Origin of the sequence: Streptomyces sp. Ag82_O1-12, assembly GCF_900182715.1 — a bacterium.
GTDB lineage: Bacteria > Actinomycetota > Actinomycetes > Streptomycetales > Streptomycetaceae > Streptomyces > Streptomyces massasporeus.
Window position 1 is genome coordinate 4,410,787 of sequence record NZ_FXUW01000001.1, and the last position, 16,591, is coordinate 4,427,377.

The following is a 16,591-nucleotide window of genomic DNA, read 5'->3' on the forward strand; positions in this document are numbered from 1 at the left end:
CGCACCCATCCGATGCGCGACGGCCGGCCGAAAGCGCGGGGGTCCAGGGCTACTTCCGGTTGTAGAGCCGCATCGTGACGGGCCCGAAGACCAGCACGAACAGCGCCGCCCAGCCCAGCGACCAGGCGACCTCGTCGGCCGGCCAGTCCCCGCCCATCAGGCCGCGCACCGCGGACGCCAGATGGGTGATGGGGCTGTTGTTCACGAACGCCTGCAGCCAGCCCGGCATGGTCGTCGGGTCCACGAACACGTTGGACAGGAACGTGAGCGGGAAGATCACCATCATGCTGACGCCCATCACCGACTTCTCGGTGCGCAGCATCAGCCCGAACATCGTCCAGATCCACGAGAAGGCGAACGAGAAGGCCACCAGCAGGGCGATCCCGGCGAGCACCCCGGCGACCCCGCCGTCCGGACGGTAGCCGAGGATGATGCCGACGGTGAGCATCACGATCGAGGCGATGGTGTACCGCAGGGCGTCACCGAGCAGATAGCCGACCATCGTCGACGGCCGCCAGATCGGCAGGCTGCGGAACCGGTCGAAGACGCCCTTCTCGATGTCGGTGTTCACGGAGACACCCGTGTACATCGTGATCATCACGACCGACATCACGAGGATGCCCGGCAGCAGGAACTGGATGTACTCCTCCGGCGAGCCGGCCAGCGCCCCGCCGAACAGGTACGTGTACATCAGCACCATCATGATCGGGAACGCCGTGACGTCGAAGAGCTGCTCCGGCACGTGCTTGATCTTGAGGACGGCCCGCCAGCCGAAGGTCATCGAGGCCGACCACGCGCTGGGCCGCGGCGGCCGCTCCTTGGCGACGAGCAGGGCGGCGAGCGACTCGGCGCTGACCGGGGCGAGCTCTTTGCTCTCGGTGGTCGTCGCGGTGCTCATGCCGCCACCTCGTCCTTCGGGTCGTCGGAGCGGTCGGAGGAGTCGTGCGTGTCGTGTCCGGTGAGGGCGAGGAACACCTCGTCCAGACTGGGCTGGCCCAGCGAGAAGTTGTCCACGGTGATCCCGGCGCGGGCCAGCTCGCCCAGGGCGCGGGAGGCCTGCTCGGCCGCGGAGTCGTCGCTCGCCGCCGTACCGAGGCGGGCGGTCAGGGCCACCGGGTCGGGCTCCGGCTGCACCCGCGCGTCCAGGGCGCGGCGCAGCAGCTCGGCCGCGAGGTCGCGCTGGTCGGGATCGCGCAGCCGCAGATGCACGGACCCGGCCCCGACGGACGACTTCAGCTCGCCCTTGGTGCCCTCGGCGATCACTCTGCCGCGGTCGATGACGGCGATCCGGGACGCCAGCTGGTCGGCCTCGTCCAGATACTGCGTGGTCAGCAGCACGGTGGTGCCCTGGGCGACCACGGCCCGCACGATCTCCCAGACCTGGTTGCGGCTGCGTGGGTCCAGGCCGGTGGTCGGCTCGTCGAGGAACAGCAGGTCAGGGGTGTTGAGGATGGACGCGGCGATGTCGATACGGCGCCGCATGCCGCCCGAGTAGTGCTTGACCTGCTTCGCGGCGGCCTCCGAGAGGCCGAAGGCCTCCAGGAGCTGGGCGGCGCGCTCACGGGCGGCCTTCTTGTGATGGCCGAGCAGCCGGCCCAGCAGGACCAGGTTCTCGGTGCCGGTGAGGTCCTCGTCGACCGAGGCGTACTGGCCGGTGAGGCTCACTCGGCCGCGCACCTCGCCCGCCTCGCGGACGATGTCGTGGCCGAAGACATGCGCTTCGCCGCCGTCCGGCCGCAGGAGTGTGGCGAGCATCTTCACGGTGGTGGTCTTGCCGGCGCCGTTCGGGCCGAGGACGCCGTAGACCGTGCCCGCGGGCACGGACAGGTCGACGCCGTCGACGGCCCTCGTCTCGCCGAACGTTTTCACCAGGCCCGCGGTCTCGATCGCCAGGCCGGACATCTGCGTGCTCATGCTTCGGGTCCTTCCGCGTGCTTGGGCTACGCATGGGGAGACCTTTACCGTCGCGCAAACTCATCGGTGACGCACTTGGGTTTTCGCCGGGACCGGCCCCATGGCGTAGGGGCGGGGGTCCCGGGGACGGAGTCCCCTCGCTCCCCCGGGCGGAGGGGACTCCGTCCGGGGACCGAGGGGTACGGTCCCTTGCATGCATGCGATCACGATTCCCGAACCTGGTGGGCCCGAGGCGCTGGTCTGGGACGAGGTCCCCGACCCCGTGCCCGGCGAGGGCGAGGTCCTGGTCGAGGTGGCGGCCGGTGCCGTCAACCGGGCCGACATCCTGCAGCGGCAGGGCTTCTACGAACCCCCGCCCGGCGCGTCCCCCTACCCCGGTCTGGAGTGCTCCGGGCGGATCGCCGCGATCGGCACCGGCGTCTCGGGCTGGAACGTCGGCGACGAGGTGTGCGCGCTCCTCTCCGGCGGCGGTTACGCCGAGAAGGTGGCCGTGCCGGCCGGGCAGCTGCTGCCCGTGCCCGACGGGGTCGGCCTGACCCAGGCCGCGGCGCTGCCCGAGGTGGCCTGCACCGTCTGGTCGAACGTCTTCATGGTCGCCCACCTGCGGCCCGGCGAGACGCTCCTCGTGCACGGCGGCTCCAGCGGCATCGGCACCATGGCCATCCAGCTGGCCAAGGCGGTCGGTGCGCGGGTGGCCGTGACGGCCGGTACGAAGGAGAAGCTCCAGCGGTGCGCCGAACTGGGCGCCGACATCCTGGTCAACTACCGCGAGCAGGACTTCGTCGAGGAGGTCAGGAAGGCGACGGACGGCGCGGGGGCCGATGTCATCCTCGACAACATGGGCGCCAAGTACCTGGAGCGCAACGTCAAGGCCCTGGCCGTCAACGGCCGGCTCGCGATCATCGGCATGCAGGGCGGCGTGAAGGGCGAGCTGAACATCGGCGCCCTGCTGGCCAAGCGCGCCGCCATCAGCGCGACGTCCCTGCGCGCCCGGCCCCGGGAGGAGAAGGCGGCCATCGTCGCCGCCGTCCGCGAACATGTCTGGCCGCTGTTCACCGGCGGCCACCTGCGCCCGGTCGTCGACCGAGAGCTCCCGATGCCGGAGGCCGCCGCCGCGCACCGTGTGGTGGAGGAGAGCGGCCACGTCGGCAAGGTCCTCCTGATCGCCCCGAACACGGCCTGACCCTCCTCGCCGGGCCGACCGCGCCCCGTTCCGCCGGCATGCGGCGGGCCCCGGGCAGCCCACGACAACGGCAGGGGCGCTGCCGGCCCGGGGCAGCCCACGACAACGGCAGGGGAGCGGCGGGCCCGGGGCAGCCCACGACGACGGCAGGGGCGCGGCGCGGGCCCGGGGCAGCCCACCACGACGGCAGGGCCCGCCCCTAGACCCGCCGCAGCCGCAGCGCGAAGAAGGCCAGGCCCAGGCCCAGGCCGATCAGGAGCAGGCCGCTGCCCAGGGGCAGGATGCGCAGGACCTGGCCGGCGGGGCGCTCGGCTGTCGCCGCCTCCCGGACGGGCTGCTCCGCCGGGGCGGAGGGCTCGGGTGCGGTCTCCAGCGGCTCCTCGGGGACGGCCGTGGCGTCCGCGACGCCCGGCTCCTCCCCGGCGTCCTCCGGCCGTCCCGGCCGCACCCGGCCCTCCCCGGCCCGGCTCCCGGCCCGCGAGGGCTCACCTGCGGCGGAAGGGGCCGCCACCGCGGACGGGGTCGGCGAAGCCGCCCGGGCCGACGGGACCGCCAAGGGCGAGGGAGCGGACCGGGACGACGGCGCCGCCCGCGTGGACGGGGCCGACCACGGGGACCGGGACGACGGTGCCGTCGGACGCGTAGGGGCCGACAGGGTGGGCTCGGACGTCCGGGCCGTGGCGTGCCCGGACCCCGTGTCCTCGTCCGCCGCCCCCTCCTCCTCCGCCGCCCCCTCCTCGTCGTACGCGAGGACAGCCCCGTGGGACGGGACGGATCCGTAGGGTGAGACGACCGCGCCGGCCCCCAGGGCGAGCACCAGTCCCGCCGCCCGCAGTGCGCGTAGCCATGGAGTCACGTGGGTGACCCCCTCCCGCCGCGTGCCCGGTGGGGCAGGCACGGCAAGTTCGGTCATATCCAGGCAATCAGCCTCACACCGTCCCTGGCTCCCGGCACTCCGGGTTCGGCCGACGGGCGGAATCGCTGCACAATCCGGTTATGTCGATACGTCACGGGCTGCTGGCCCTCCTGGCGGCCGGCCCCCGCTACGGCTCCCGCCTGCGCACCGACTTCGAGACCCGCACCGGCGGCACCTGGCCGCTGAACATCGGGCAGGTCTACACGACGCTCGGCCGCCTGGAACGGGACGGCATGGTCGCCCAGGACGACGTCGACGCCGCCGGGCGGACGCTGTACGCGCTCACCGAGGCCGGCCGGGCCGAGCTGCGGGCCTGGTACGACCGCCCCGTCGAACGGGCCGGCCCGCCGCGCGACGAACTGGCGATCAAGCTGGTGATGGCGCTCGGCGCGGACGGCGTCGACGCACGGGAGGTCGTCGAGGCACAGCGGCGGCATGTGGCGCGGGCCCTGCACGACCATGTGCGCCAGCGCGCAGAGGCCCTGGCCCGCGCGCCGGAGCACCCCGAGGAGATGGCCCGGCTGCTCGTCCTGGAGCAGCTCGTCTTCCAGGCCGAGGCCGAGGTCCGCTGGCTGGACCACTGCGAGGCCCGCCTGCTCCGTTTCACCCGCGAGGAGGAACCGCCCGGCCGCGAGCAACCCGAAGGCTGACCGACTCGTCTCCTCCGGCGTGGTGGATCAACCTCCCTGGGGGGCACCACGGAGGTGAGGTGCAGGCGTGCGAGAGAATGGCGGCATGGAGATGCCGAGGAACGAAAGGTCGCCGGAGAACCCGCAGATCCTGGTCGTGGGCCAGGACGGCATGGCGCTCGGTGGCGGCAGCGGAGACGAGGACTCCCGCGAGACCCCGGTCACGGAACAGGTGGAGCAGCCCGCGAAGGTCATGCGGATCGGCAGCATGATCAAGCAGCTGCTGGAGGAAGTGCGCGCGGCTCCCCTGGACGAGGCCAGCCGGGTGCGGCTGAAGGACATCCACGCCAGCTCGGTGAAGGAGCTGGAGGACGGTCTGGCTCCCGAGCTGGTCGAGGAGCTGGAGCGGCTCTCCCTGCCCTTCACGGACGAGGCGACCCCCAGCGACTCGGAGCTGCGCATCGCGCAGGCCCAGCTGGTCGGATGGCTGGAGGGGCTCTTCCACGGGATCCAGACGACGCTGTTCGCCCAGCAGATGGCGGCCCGCGCCCAGCTGGAGCAGATGCGCCGCGCCCTCCCGCCGGGGGTCGGCGACGGCCTCGACGAGCAGCCCCCGGGCGGCCGGTCGGGCGGCCCCTACCTGTAGCCGTCCGCAGGCCGCGGCCTGTAGCCGTCCGCAGGCCGCAACCTGTAGCCGTCCGCAGGCCGCGACCTGAAGCCTTCCGCAGGCCGCGGCCTGAAGCCTTCCGCAGGCCGCGACCTGTAGGCGTCCCAGGCCGCGACCCGTAGCCGTCCGCAGGCCGCACAGAGCGAAGGGCCCGGCAGCCGAAGCTGCCGGGCCCGTGTGCGTCCGGGACGTCAGGAGGGCGGATTGCCCGTCGAGACGCTGAGCTCGATCTCCGGCATGTCCTTAGGGTCGACGTCGGTGTCGGGGGACGGGAACTGGTTCATGACCGTGCCGTCGCCGTAGGTGTTCTCGTCGACCTTCTTCTCGTTCAGTTCCCAGCCGGCCGCCTGGAGACAGGCCTTGACCGACTTGATGTTCTTGAACTTGAAGTCCGGGATCTGGATCTTGTCGGGGTCGTTGTACGACTCCCGCGGCTCCGTGCACTCCTCGGTGTCGATCGTCCTCGTGGTGTCCGGCCCGCGGTAGCCGGGCTTCTTCTCCGCCGAGGCCGACGCACTCGCGCCGCTGCCGCCGCCCTTGTCGTCCTCGCCGCCGCCGTTCATCAGCAGCGCCGTGACGAGGCCGCCGACGGCGACGACCGACACGATGATCGAGCCGATGATCACCGGCTTGTTGTTCCTGCCGCCGCCGGAGGAGGCCCCCGCGGTCTGGGGCGTCAGGTTGTACGGCGGCGGCGTCGACGGGCCGGGCTGCGGGGAGTACGCCGCCGGGGACGGCGTCTGGTAGCCCCCCTGCTGCGGATAGCCGTACGCCGGGGTCGGGCCCGTCGGGGCGGGCGTGCCGTACGGGTTCGGGGGCGGGGTCGGCTGGTACGGCGTCTGGACCGGGCCCGAGGGCGTCGGGGTCGCCTGGTCGACCGGCGGGAACACGGCCGAGCCGACGCCCGCGCCGCTCGGGGCCTGGGTGCCCGGGACGATGCTCGGCGGCGCGGCGGTGATGGACGCCGCCACCCGCAGGCATTCGTCGCGCATGGCCTCGGCGCTGGGGAAACGCTCGTTCGGGTTCTTCTTCAGCGCACGGGCGATCAGCGCGTCCACGGCCGGGGGCAGCGAGCGGTTGATCGAGGACGGAACCGGCGGCTCCTCCTGCACGTGCGCGTACGCGATGGCCAGCGGCGAGTCGGCCTCGAACGGCAGCCGCCCGGTGACCAGTTGGAACAGCATGATGCCGACCGAGTACAGGTCGGAGCGGGCGTCCACGCCGCGGCCGAGGGCCTGCTCCGGCGAGAGGTACTGCGGGGTGCCGACGACCATGCCGGTCTGCGTCATCGACGTCACGCCGGACTGCATGGCGCGGGCGATGCCGAAGTCCATGACCTTGACCACGGCCCGCTTGGTCATCATCACGTTGCCCGGCTTGATGTCGCGGTGGACCAGGCCCATCTCGTGACTGATCTCCAGCGCGGCCAGCACGTCCGCGGTGATCTTCAGCGCCTTGTCGGCAGGCATCGCGCCCTGCTGCCGCACGTCCTCGTCGAGAACCGAGCCGAGCGGGCGGCCCTCGACGTACTCCATGACGATGTACGGCGTCGTCATGCCGTCGAGGGTGTCCTCGCCGGTGTCGAAGACCGACACGATGTTGGTGTGCGTGAGCTTGGCCACGGACTGGGCCTCGCGGCGGAACCGCTCGCGGAAGGCCTGTTCCCGTCCGAGATCCGTGTGAAGTGTCTTGATGGCGACCTGCCGGTCGAGCACGCTGTCGTACGCGAGGTGCACCGAGGCCATGCCGCCCTGGCCGAGGAGATCACGCAACTGATAGCGGCCACTGGCGAGCGCCCGCCCCGTGTACTGGCCCTGTGCGCCGTCCTGGCTCATGTTCCCTGTCCCCCGTAGCCCCTGCAGGCGCCGCCGACTGTCGCTGATCCGCCGTTGATCCAAACCGCCATTCCCGGCCAAGTCTGCCCGAGGGCACCGACACGTCAAGCTCGGTGCCCGTTCCGTGACCGTACGCGAAAGAAGCGTCGCGTAAGCGTTACAGGGGGCGTGCGAGCGGGACACAGAATTTGCACGACAGTAAGGAGTGAAGGTTTCATGGCCGGTCCGTCTCGTGCCGGTCCCGGTGCCCCTTCCCGGACCGGAGGCTTGCGCGGAGGCTGTAGCGTGGCCGACGGAGACCGTAACAACACCGCGCGCACCGCGGGCAGAAACGACGGCGAGGACTGATGGCACAGCAGCAGGCCGCTCAGGGCCCGTCCGACCCCGAGGCGTCTGGCGGCGGCATGTCGGACGCGCCTGAGCTCTGGGGTAACGGCGGGCTGGTCGGGGACGGCCGGTACCGGCTGACCCGCAGACTCGGCCGGGGCGGCATGGCCGAGGTGTTCGCAGCCGAGGACGTCCGTCTCGGACGCACCGTCGCGGTCAAGCTGCTCCGCTCCGACCTCGCCGAGGACCCGGTGTCCAAGGCGCGCTTCACGCGCGAGGCCCAGTCGGTGGCCGGCCTCAACCACCACTCGATCGTCGCCGTGTACGACTCCGGCGAGGACTTCGTGGGCGGCCAGTCCGTGCCGTACATCGTCATGGAGATCGTCGAGGGCCGCACCATTCGCGACCTGCTGCTGAACGCGGAGGCCCCCGGCCCCGAGCAGGCGCTGATCATCGTCTCGGGCGTCCTGGAGGCGCTCGCCTACTCGCACCAGCACGGCATCGTGCACCGCGACATCAAGCCCGCCAACGTCATCATCACGCACAACGGCGCCGTGAAGGTGATGGACTTCGGCATCGCCCGCGCCCTGCACGGCGCGTCCACCACGATGACGCAGACCGGCATGGTCATGGGCACCCCGCAGTACCTCTCCCCCGAGCAGGCCCTCGGCAAGGCCGTCGACCACCGCTCCGACCTGTACGCCACGGGCTGTCTGCTCTACGAACTCCTCTCGCTGCGCCCGCCGTTCACCGGCGAGACCCCGCTGTCCGTGGTCTACCAGCACGTCCAGGACATCCCGACGCCCCCGTCCGAGGCGTCCGAGGCCTGCCCGCCGGAGCTGGACGGCCTGGTCATGCGCTCCCTGGCCAAGGAGCCCGACGACCGCTTCCAGACGGCCGAGGAGATGCGCGGGCTGGTCCAGTACGCGCTCCAGATGCTCTACGACCAGGGCGGCCACACCGGCACCTGGAACACCGGCCCGGTCGACGTGCACGACGGCCGGCACACCCCGTCGGGCGGCTTCGCCGGCACGGCCGTGATGGGCCACCCCGGGGACGCCTCCGGCACCACGCAGATCCCCGCGCCGATCCTGCCCGGCGGCTACGGCAACGGGGACGACGGCGGCTTCGAGGGCCACGGCAACAGGGGCGGTGGCCGCGGCAAGCTGTGGATCCTGGCCGTGCTCGCGGTGATCGCCGTCGCCGCGGGTGTCGCGCTGGCCCTGCAGAACACCGGCGGCGGCAACGACGACCCGAGCAAGAAGCAGTCGCCGACCACCTCGCAGACGACCGAGAAGAAGACGCCCAGCGAGACGCCGAGCGACGACGACACCGGCGAGCCGACCGACACGTCCACGGACGACGGCACCGGGACCGGCTCGGGCAACGGCAACTGGACGCCGTCCTACACGCCCTCCTACACCCCGTCGAACAGCGCTCCGCAGACGCCCACCGGCGAGCCGACGGGCGATCCGACCACGGCGGAGCCGACCGGCGAGCCTACGGACGAGGAGCCCACGGACCCGGGCACGCCGACCGGTGACTCGGGCGGTGCCGACGGTGGCACCACGGAAGGCGTCGTCGGAGGCGCGGGCGGCGGCGAAGGCTGACCCCCTCCAGCTCACAGGCATGATCCACGCGCGCGTGGGGCCCGGGAACGGGGCCCGCGCGCGCGTGCCGTTTGGGCGCGCCGAAAAGTGGACTCTTCCCGTGACCTGGGTCACCGGGTTAACGTGCGGTTGCTCCGGCCTCCTGCAAGGCTGTGACCAGGGCCCCTTCCACGCCTTCCCGATTTACTTGGATATCCAAGCAAAATCGCAGGTCAGAGGGGGTTTCACAGAAATGTGGCGCACTGGGTAACGTGCTTTCTGCAGGGCGCTCGCCGGGGCACCTGTCACGCCTGTTCCCGGCCGAGTGGCACCCACCCCGTGTCCCGGTGGTCGAGAACAGGTGAGCCGCTCCCTCAAGCTCAAAAGAGCAGGGGGGACCCCCAGGCCTACCGGCAACCCCGTGGCCCGGACCGACGGAGGAGCACACGTGACCGTGGAGAGCACTGCCGCGCGCACACCGCGACGCAGCGCCGGAAGCAAGGCCGGCACCACCGGCACCAAGCGCACCCGCACGACCGCCAAGAAGGACGCCGGCGCCGAGCCCCAGCTCGTGCAGTTGCTGACGCCCGAGGGCAAGCGCGTCAAGAACGCCGAGTACGACAAGTACGTCGCCGGCATCACCCCGGAAGAGCTCCGCGGCCTCTACCGCGACATGGTGCTCACCCGTCGCTTCGACGCCGAGGCCACCTCCCTGCAGCGCCAGGGCGAGCTGGGCCTGTGGGCGTCGCTGCTCGGCCAGGAGGCCGCCCAGATCGGGTCGGGCCGGGCCACCCGGGAGGACGACTACGTCTTCCCGACCTACCGCGAGCACGGCGTGGCCTGGTGCCGCGGCGTCGACCCGGCCAACCTGCTGGGAATGTTCCGCGGTGTGAACAACGGCGGCTGGGACCCCAACAGCAACAACTTCCAGCTGTACACGATCGTCATCGGCTCCCAGACGCTGCACGCCACCGGCTACGCGATGGGCGTCGCCAAGGACGGCGCCGACAGCGCGGTGATCGCGTACTTCGGCGACGGCGCCTCCAGCCAGGGCGACGTGGCCGAGTCCTTCACCTTCTCCGCGGTCTACAACGCCCCGGTCGTGTTCTTCTGCCAGAACAACCAGTGGGCCATCTCCGAGCCGACCGAGAAGCAGTCCCGCGTGCCGATCTACCAGCGCGCCCAGGGCTTCGGCTTCCCGGGCGTCCGGGTGGACGGCAACGACGTGCTCGGCGTCCTCGCGGTCACCCGCTGGGCCCTGGAGCGGGCCCGCACCGGCGAGGGCCCGACCCTCGTCGAGGCGTTCACCTACCGCATGGGCGCCCACACCACCTCCGACGACCCGACCCGCTACCGGGGCGACGAGGAGCGCCAGGCCTGGGAGGCCAAGGACCCGATCCTGCGCCTGCGCCGGTACCTGGAGGCCTCAAACCACGCGGACGAGGGATTCTTCGCGGAACTGGAGGCCGAGTCCGAGGCGTTGGGCAAACGAGTGCGCGAGGCGGTCCGTGCCATGCCGGACCCGGACCACTTCGCGATCTTCGAGAACGCCTACGCGGACGGGCACGCGCTCGTCGACGAGGAGCGCGCCCAGTTCGCCGCGTACCAGGCGTCGTTCGCCGATGAGGGGGGTAACTGAGATGGCCGACAAGATGGCACTGGCCAAGGCGATCAACGAGTCGCTGCGCCGCGCCCTGGAGTCCGACCCCAAGGTCCTGATCATGGGCGAGGACGTCGGCAAGCTCGGCGGCGTCTTCCGGGTGACGGACGGCCTTCAGAAGGACTTCGGCGAGAGCCGCGTCATCGACACCCCGCTGGCCGAGTCGGGCATCGTCGGCACGGCGATCGGCCTGGCCCTGCGCGGCTACCGCCCGGTGGTGGAGATCCAGTTCGACGGCTTCGTCTTCCCGGCGTACGACCAGATCGTCACGCAGCTCGCGAAGATGCACGCCCGCTCGCTGGGCAAGGTCAAGCTCCCGGTCGTCGTGCGCATCCCCTACGGCGGCGGCATCGGCGCGGTCGAGCACCACTCGGAGTCCCCCGAGTCGCTCTTCGCGCACGTGGCGGGCCTGAAGGTGGTCAGCCCGTCGAACGCGTCGGACGCGTACTGGATGATGCAGCAGGCCATCCAGAGCGACGACCCGGTGATCTTCTTCGAGCCCAAGCGCCGCTACTGGGACAAGGGCGAGGTCAACGCGGAGGCGATCCCGGGCCCGCTGCACAAGGCCCAGGTGGTCCGCGAAGGCACCGACCTGACCCTGGCCGCCTACGGCCCGATGGTGAAGCTCTGCCAGGAGGTGGCCGACGCGGCCGCCGAGGAGGGCAAGAACCTGGAGGTGCTGGACCTGCGCTCGGTCTCCCCGATCGACTTCGACTCGATCCAGGCCTCGGTGGAGAAGACGCGCCGCCTGGTCGTCGTCCACGAGGCCCCGGTGTTCTTCGGGTCGGGCGCGGAGATCGCCGCGCGGATCACGGAGCGCAGCTTCTACCACCTGGAGGCCCCGGTGCTCAGGGTCGGCGGTTACCACGCGCCGTACCCGCCGGCCCGCCTGGAGGAGGAGTACCTGCCGAACCTGGACCGGGTACTGGACGCCGTCGACCGCTCGCTGGCGTACTGAGGAGAGGGTCGTGACGACGATGACGGAAGCGTCCGTGCGCGAGTTCAAGATGCCCGACGTGGGCGAGGGACTCACCGAGGCCGAGATCCTCAAGTGGTACGTCCAGCCCGGTGACACGGTCACCGACGGCCAGGTGGTCTGCGAGGTCGAGACGGCGAAGGCGGCCGTCGAGCTGCCCATCCCGTACGACGGCGTGGTCCGGGACCTGCACTTCCCCGAGGGCACCACGGTCGACGTGGGCACGGCGATCATCTCGGTGGACGTGGGCGGCGGCAGCGCCGCACCCGCGCCCGCCGCCGAGCAGCCCGCCGCCGAGCAGCCCGCGGCGGCCGCGCCCGCCGAGGAGCCGAAGGCCGCGGGCTCGGGCCGCCAGCCGGTCCTGGTGGGCTACGGGGTGGCGACCTCGTCCACCCGCCGTCGCCCCCGCAAGGGCCCGGAGGTCCCGGTCCAGCAGGCCTCGACGGCGATCCAGACGGAGCTGAACGGCCACGCCCCGACGGCCCCGGAGCCCGCCCCCGCCGCGGCTCAGGCCGCCCCGGCCGGCCCGGACCGCCCGCTGGCCAAGCCCCCCGTCCGCAAGTTGGCCAAGGACCTGGGCGTCGATCTGACGACGGTCGTCCCGACCGGCCCGGACGGCATCATCACCCGCGAGGACGTGCACGCGGCGGTCGCCGCCGCCGTCCCGGCGGCCCCCGAGCCGTCGGTCGCGTCCGCCCCGGTCGCGGCCCCGGCGTCCTACGACACCGCGCGCGAGACCCGCATCCCGGTCAAGGGTGTCCGCAAGGCGACGGCGGCGGCGATGGTCGGCTCGGCGTTCACCGCGCCGCATGTCACCGAGTTCGTGACGGTCGACGTCACGCGCACGATGAAGCTGGTCGAGGAGCTGAAGGCGGACAAGGAGTTCGCGGGCCTGCGTGTGAACCCGCTGCTGCTGATCGCCAAGGCGCTGCTGGTCGCGATCCGCCGCAACCCGGACGTCAACGCGTCCTGGGACGAGGCCGCTCAGGAGATCGTGGTCAAGCACTACGTGAACCTGGGCATCGCGGCCGCGACCCCGCGCGGTCTGATCGTGCCGAACATCAAGGACGCGCACGCCCAGACGCTGCCGCAGCTGGCCGAGTCGCTGGGCGAGCTGGTGTCGACGGCCAGGGACGGCAAGACGTCCCCGGCGGCGATGCAGGGCGGCACGGTGACGATCACCAACGTCGGCGTCTTCGGCGTCGACACGGGCACCCCGATCCTCAACCCGGGCGAGTCCGCGATCCTCGCGGTCGGCGCGATCAAGCCGCAGCCCTGGGTCCACAAGGGCAAGGTGAAGCCCCGTCAGGTCACCACCCTGGCGCTGTCGTTCGACCACCGCCTGGTCGACGGCGAGCTGGGCTCGAAGGTGCTGGCCGACGTGGCGGCGATCCTGGAGCAGCCGAAGCGCCTGATCACCTGGGCGTGAGCCGACTGCGGCGGCCCCCTGCTCCTGCGGGCGGGGGGCCGCCGGCGTCTGCCCGCGGGGTTGAGCGCCGGTGGTGCGAGGAGCACACGGCCGGTCCGGGGCGCGGCGCGGATCCGCGGCCGGCAGCTGGAGCCGGGCGCGGGTGGGGGCTCCCCGGTGAACGTGCTGTCGGGCGGGCGGTACAAGGCGGGCCGGGCCCTGGAGCGCCGTCGGCGCACCGCCGCGTGAGCGCTGTATGACCATCGGGCGACCGCCGACCGCCGACCGCCGACTGCCGACCGCCGACCGCCGACCGCCGACTGCCGACTGCCGACCGCCGACCGCCGTACCGCCGTATCGCCGTACCGCCGTACGACGAAGGGGGCTCCGTCGCGGTGCGCGGCGGAGCCCCCTTCGTCGTGCTGCTCGCGTTCTACCTGCTGAAGCCGTAGTTGAGCAGCTTCGTGGCGTCCGACTTGCGGGCGTCCAGGCCGGTCGAGGCGAGCACCGTGCCGATGACCGTCTTGCCGCTGCGGGTGGCGGCGAAGACCAGGCAGTACTTCGCCTCCGGGCCGGAGCCGGTCTTCACACCGATCGCGCCGCTGTAGCTGCTGAGCAGCGGGTTGGTGTTCTCCCACGGCGCCATCGTCCGCGTGCCGCCGGACTTGGTGGTCGTCTTCGCCGTGTACTTCTTCGTCTTGACGACCGTGCGGAACGAGGAGTTCTTCATCGCGGCGCTGGCGAGCTTCGTCAGGTCGCGCGGCGTCGAGTAGTTGGCGCCGTGACCGATGCCGTCGAACGAGTCGAAGTGGGTGTTCTTCAGACCCAGGCTCTTGGCGGTGGTGTTCATCTTGCCGATGAACGACTTCACGCGCGCCGCACGCGTCGAGCCCGAGCCGAACTTGTCGGCGAGCGCGTACGCGGCGTCGCAGCCGGACGGCAGCATCAGCCCGTACAGCAGCTGGCGGACGGTGACCTTGTCGCCGACGATCAGCTTCGCGTTGGACGCGTAGTTGTTGTCGACGATGTAGTCGCTGTACGCCTTCTGGATCGTGACCTTGCTGTCCATGTTCAGGTTCGACTGCTTCAGCACCACCAGCGCGGTCATGATCTTGGTGGTCGAACCGGTCGAGCGGCGGGTGTCGGCCGCCTTGGTGTAGAGCGACTTGCCGGTCGCGTTGTTCATCACGTAGCCGCCCTTGGCGGCGATGGAGGGCGCCGAGGCGGCCTGCGCCGGCGCGACGGTGAGGGCACCGGTCGCGAGCATGGCGCCGGTGGTGACGGCGACGGCCGCGGCTCTGCGGAGACGAGTGCCCTTAATGCCGGTTATCAAGTGAAGTACCCCGATTGCGTCGAATGCCCCAACGGTGCGGCCGAGTTGAGGACAAGGGGAAAGGGGCCGCACGTGTCTGACTTGTAACTAGCACACGTGGTTGTGCTGTTGCCGAGCCGGACCCCCGCTTTGCCACAGATGTGTGACATACAAGTCCGCATACTGGACGTATCTCTTCATGCGTACCTGTTGTATCTATGCTGTCCGCATGACCTTGGCCGTGAAGCAACCGCCCGCCGCCGATCGCGTCTACGCCCATGTCAAACAGGGCGTCCTGGAGCGCCGCTACGAGGGCGGCACCCTCCTCACCGAGGGCGAGCTCGCCGAAGCCGTGGGCGTCTCCCGCACACCGGTCCGCGAGGCGCTGCTCCGGCTGGAGGTCGAAGGGCTGATCCGGCTCTACCCGAAGAAGGGCGCCCTCGTCCTGCCCGTCTCCGCGCAGGAGATCGCCGACGTCGTCGAGACACGGCTGCTCGTCGAGGAGCACGCGGCGCGCAAGGCCGTACCCGCGCCCGCCGGGCTCATCGAGCGCCTGGAGGAACTGCTGGCCCGGCAGAAGAAGCAGGCCGCCGCCGGGGACCTCGCCGGAGCCGCCGTCACCGACCGCTGCTTCCACGCCGAGATCGTCCGCAGCGGCGGCAACGAGATCCTCTCCCGCCTCTACGACCAGCTGCGCGACCGCCAGTTGCGGATGGGCGTCGCCGTCATGCACTCCCATCCGGACCGCATCGCCAAGACCCTCGCCGAACACGAGGAGATCCTCGAAGCGCTGCGTTCCAACGACGCGGAGACGGCCGTCGGCCTCGTCCACCGGCACATCGGCTGGTTCTCGCACCTGGCCCGGGGGGAGGTCCGATGAGCTCCGTCGCGATACCCGGCGATCCGCCCGGCGGCCGCCGCGCCCTGGCCGTCTGGGGCACGGGCGTCTCCGTCTACTTCGTCGCGGTCATCTTCCGCACGTCCCTGGGCGTGGCCGGCCTCGACGCCGCCGACCGCTTCCACGTGAACGCCTCCGCCCTCTCCACCTTCTCCATCCTCCAACTGCTGGTCTACGCGGGCATGCAGATCCCCGTCGGCCTGCTGGTCGACCGGCTCGGCACCAAGAAGGTGCTGGCGCTCGGCGCGGTCCTGTTCACGGCCGGGCAGCTGGGCTTCGCCTTCTCCCCCTCGTACGGCACCGCCCTCGCCTCCCGGGCGCTGCTCGGCTGCGGTGACGCGCTCACGTTCATCAGCGTGCTGCGCCTCGGCAGCCGCTGGTTCCCGGCCCGCCGCGGTCCGCTGGTCGCCCAGTTCGCGGGACTGGTCGGCATGGCGGGCAACCTGGTCTCCACGCTCGTCCTGGCCCGGCTGCTGCACGGCATCGGCTGGACGGCGGCGTTCGCCGGCAGCGCGGCGGCCGGTGCCGTGGTGCTCGTCCTGGTGCTGCTGTTCCTCAAGGACCACCCCGAGGGCCACGAGCCCGAGCCCCTCCCGCACCAGGGCGCGGCCTACGTACGACGGCAGATCGCCGCCTCCTGGCGGGAGCCCGGCACCCGGCTCGGCCTCTGGGTGCACTTCACCACCCAGTTCCCGGCGATGGTGTTCCTGCTGCTGTGGGGCCTGCCGTTCCTCGTCGAGGCACAGGGGCTGTCCCGTGCGGTGGCCGGTGAACTCCTCACCCTCGTCGTCCTGTCGAACATGGTGGTCGGCATGGTCTACGGCCAGATCGTCGCCCGGCACCACGGCGCGCGGCTGCCGCTCGCCCTCGGCACGGTCGGCACGACGGCGGTCCTCTGGGCGGCGACGCTCGCCTACCCGGGCCCGCACGCCCCGATGTGGCTGCTGATCGTGCTGTGCACGGTGCTCGGGGCCTGCGGGCCCGCGTCGATGATCGGCTTCGACTTCGCCCGCCCGGCCAACCCGCCCGAACGGCAGGGCACCGCCTCCGGCATCACCAACATGGGCGGCTTCGTCGCCTCCATGACCACGCTGTTCGCGATCGGTGTGCTCCTGGACGCCACCGGCGACGACTACTCCCTGGCCTTCTCGGTGGTGTTCGTCCTCCAGGCGGTCGGCGTCTCCCAGATCCTGCGGCTGCGCGGGCAGGCGGCACGGCGGGAACGGGAGCGGCTGGTGGCCAGCCGGGTGGAGACGGTGCACGTGCCCGCGTGAGGT

The 16,591-nt window shown here is 71.6% G+C and carries 14 protein-coding genes; 9 read left to right on the forward strand and 5 right to left on the reverse strand.

The annotated features are described in order from the left end of the window. Positions 1-49: 49 nt before the first annotated feature. Positions 50-898: an ABC transporter permease gene (locus tag QOL88_RS20245; protein ID WP_097218006.1), complete on the reverse strand. Its 849-nt coding sequence runs from the start codon at positions 896-898 to the stop codon at positions 50-52. Then, positions 895-1,914, reverse strand: coding sequence for an ATP-binding cassette domain-containing protein (locus QOL88_RS20250; protein WP_097218008.1), 1,020 nt, complete (start codon positions 1,912-1,914; stop codon positions 895-897). The genes QOL88_RS20245 and QOL88_RS20250 overlap by 4 nt, the downstream gene beginning before the upstream one ends. A 193-nt stretch (positions 1,915-2,107) precedes the next feature. Here QOL88_RS20250 and QOL88_RS20255 point away from each other — a divergent pair, with 193 nt between their 5' ends. Beyond that, positions 2,108-3,097: an NAD(P)H-quinone oxidoreductase gene (locus QOL88_RS20255; protein ID WP_097218010.1), complete on the forward strand. Its 990-nt coding sequence runs from the start codon at positions 2,108-2,110 to the stop codon at positions 3,095-3,097. Between the two features lie 199 nt (positions 3,098-3,296). Here QOL88_RS20255 and QOL88_RS20260 read toward each other — a convergent pair whose 3' ends face one another. Next, complete coding sequence (locus tag QOL88_RS20260) at positions 3,297-3,953, reverse strand: hypothetical protein (RefSeq protein ID WP_097218012.1); 657 nt, start codon at positions 3,951-3,953, stop codon at positions 3,297-3,299. A 140-nt stretch (positions 3,954-4,093) separates the two neighbouring features. On the opposite strand from QOL88_RS20260, the gene QOL88_RS20265 reads away from it, so the two are divergent. Further along, positions 4,094-4,663, forward strand: coding sequence for a PadR family transcriptional regulator (locus QOL88_RS20265; RefSeq protein ID WP_097218014.1), 570 nt, complete (start codon positions 4,094-4,096; stop codon positions 4,661-4,663). 85 nt (positions 4,664-4,748) lie between these two features. Next, the gene (locus tag QOL88_RS20270) at positions 4,749-5,288 is read left to right on the forward strand and encodes a bacterial proteasome activator family protein (protein ID WP_097218016.1); all 540 of its coding nucleotides are present in this window, start codon (positions 4,749-4,751) and stop codon (positions 5,286-5,288) included. 212 nt (positions 5,289-5,500) lie between these two features. On the opposite strand, the gene QOL88_RS20275 is transcribed toward QOL88_RS20270, so the two are convergent. Next, entirely contained in the window at positions 5,501-7,144 is a 1,644-nt protein-coding gene (locus QOL88_RS20275) for a protein kinase domain-containing protein (RefSeq protein ID WP_097218018.1), read from the reverse strand. Positions 7,145-7,491: 347 nt separating this feature from the next. On the opposite strand from QOL88_RS20275, the gene QOL88_RS20280 reads away from it, so the two are divergent. From QOL88_RS20280 to QOL88_RS20295, 4 genes are all read left to right on the forward strand, one after another. Then, on the forward strand, positions 7,492-9,081 hold the full coding sequence (locus tag QOL88_RS20280; RefSeq protein ID WP_097218020.1) for a protein kinase domain-containing protein: 1,590 nt from the start codon (positions 7,492-7,494) through the stop codon (positions 9,079-9,081). A 427-nt stretch (positions 9,082-9,508) separates the two neighbouring features. Then, positions 9,509-10,699: a pyruvate dehydrogenase (acetyl-transferring) E1 component subunit alpha gene (gene pdhA, locus QOL88_RS20285; RefSeq protein ID WP_097218022.1), complete on the forward strand. Its 1,191-nt coding sequence runs from the start codon at positions 9,509-9,511 to the stop codon at positions 10,697-10,699. Position 10,700: 1 nt separating this feature from the next. Beyond that, positions 10,701-11,678, forward strand: coding sequence for an alpha-ketoacid dehydrogenase subunit beta (locus QOL88_RS20290; protein ID WP_031109371.1), 978 nt, complete (start codon positions 10,701-10,703; stop codon positions 11,676-11,678). A 10-nt stretch (positions 11,679-11,688) separates the two neighbouring features. Next, positions 11,689-13,125 (forward strand): dihydrolipoamide acetyltransferase family protein, encoded by a 1,437-nt coding sequence (locus QOL88_RS20295; RefSeq protein ID WP_097218024.1) that lies wholly within the window; start codon positions 11,689-11,691, stop codon positions 13,123-13,125. A gap of 412 nt (positions 13,126-13,537) precedes the next feature. Here the strand turns inward: QOL88_RS20295 and QOL88_RS20300 are convergent, their stop codons facing one another. Beyond that, the gene (locus QOL88_RS20300) at positions 13,538-14,437 is read right to left on the reverse strand and encodes a D-alanyl-D-alanine carboxypeptidase family protein (protein ID WP_097218025.1); all 900 of its coding nucleotides are present in this window, start codon (positions 14,435-14,437) and stop codon (positions 13,538-13,540) included. A 208-nt stretch (positions 14,438-14,645) separates the two neighbouring features. On the opposite strand from QOL88_RS20300, the gene QOL88_RS20305 reads away from it, so the two are divergent. Further along, positions 14,646-15,296, forward strand: coding sequence for a GntR family transcriptional regulator (locus QOL88_RS20305; protein ID WP_097218027.1), 651 nt, complete (start codon positions 14,646-14,648; stop codon positions 15,294-15,296). Continuing rightward, positions 15,293-16,588 (forward strand): MFS transporter, encoded by a 1,296-nt coding sequence (locus QOL88_RS20310; RefSeq protein ID WP_097218029.1) that lies wholly within the window; start codon positions 15,293-15,295, stop codon positions 16,586-16,588. The genes QOL88_RS20305 and QOL88_RS20310 overlap by 4 nt, the downstream gene beginning before the upstream one ends. Positions 16,589-16,591: the final 3 nt, after the last annotated feature.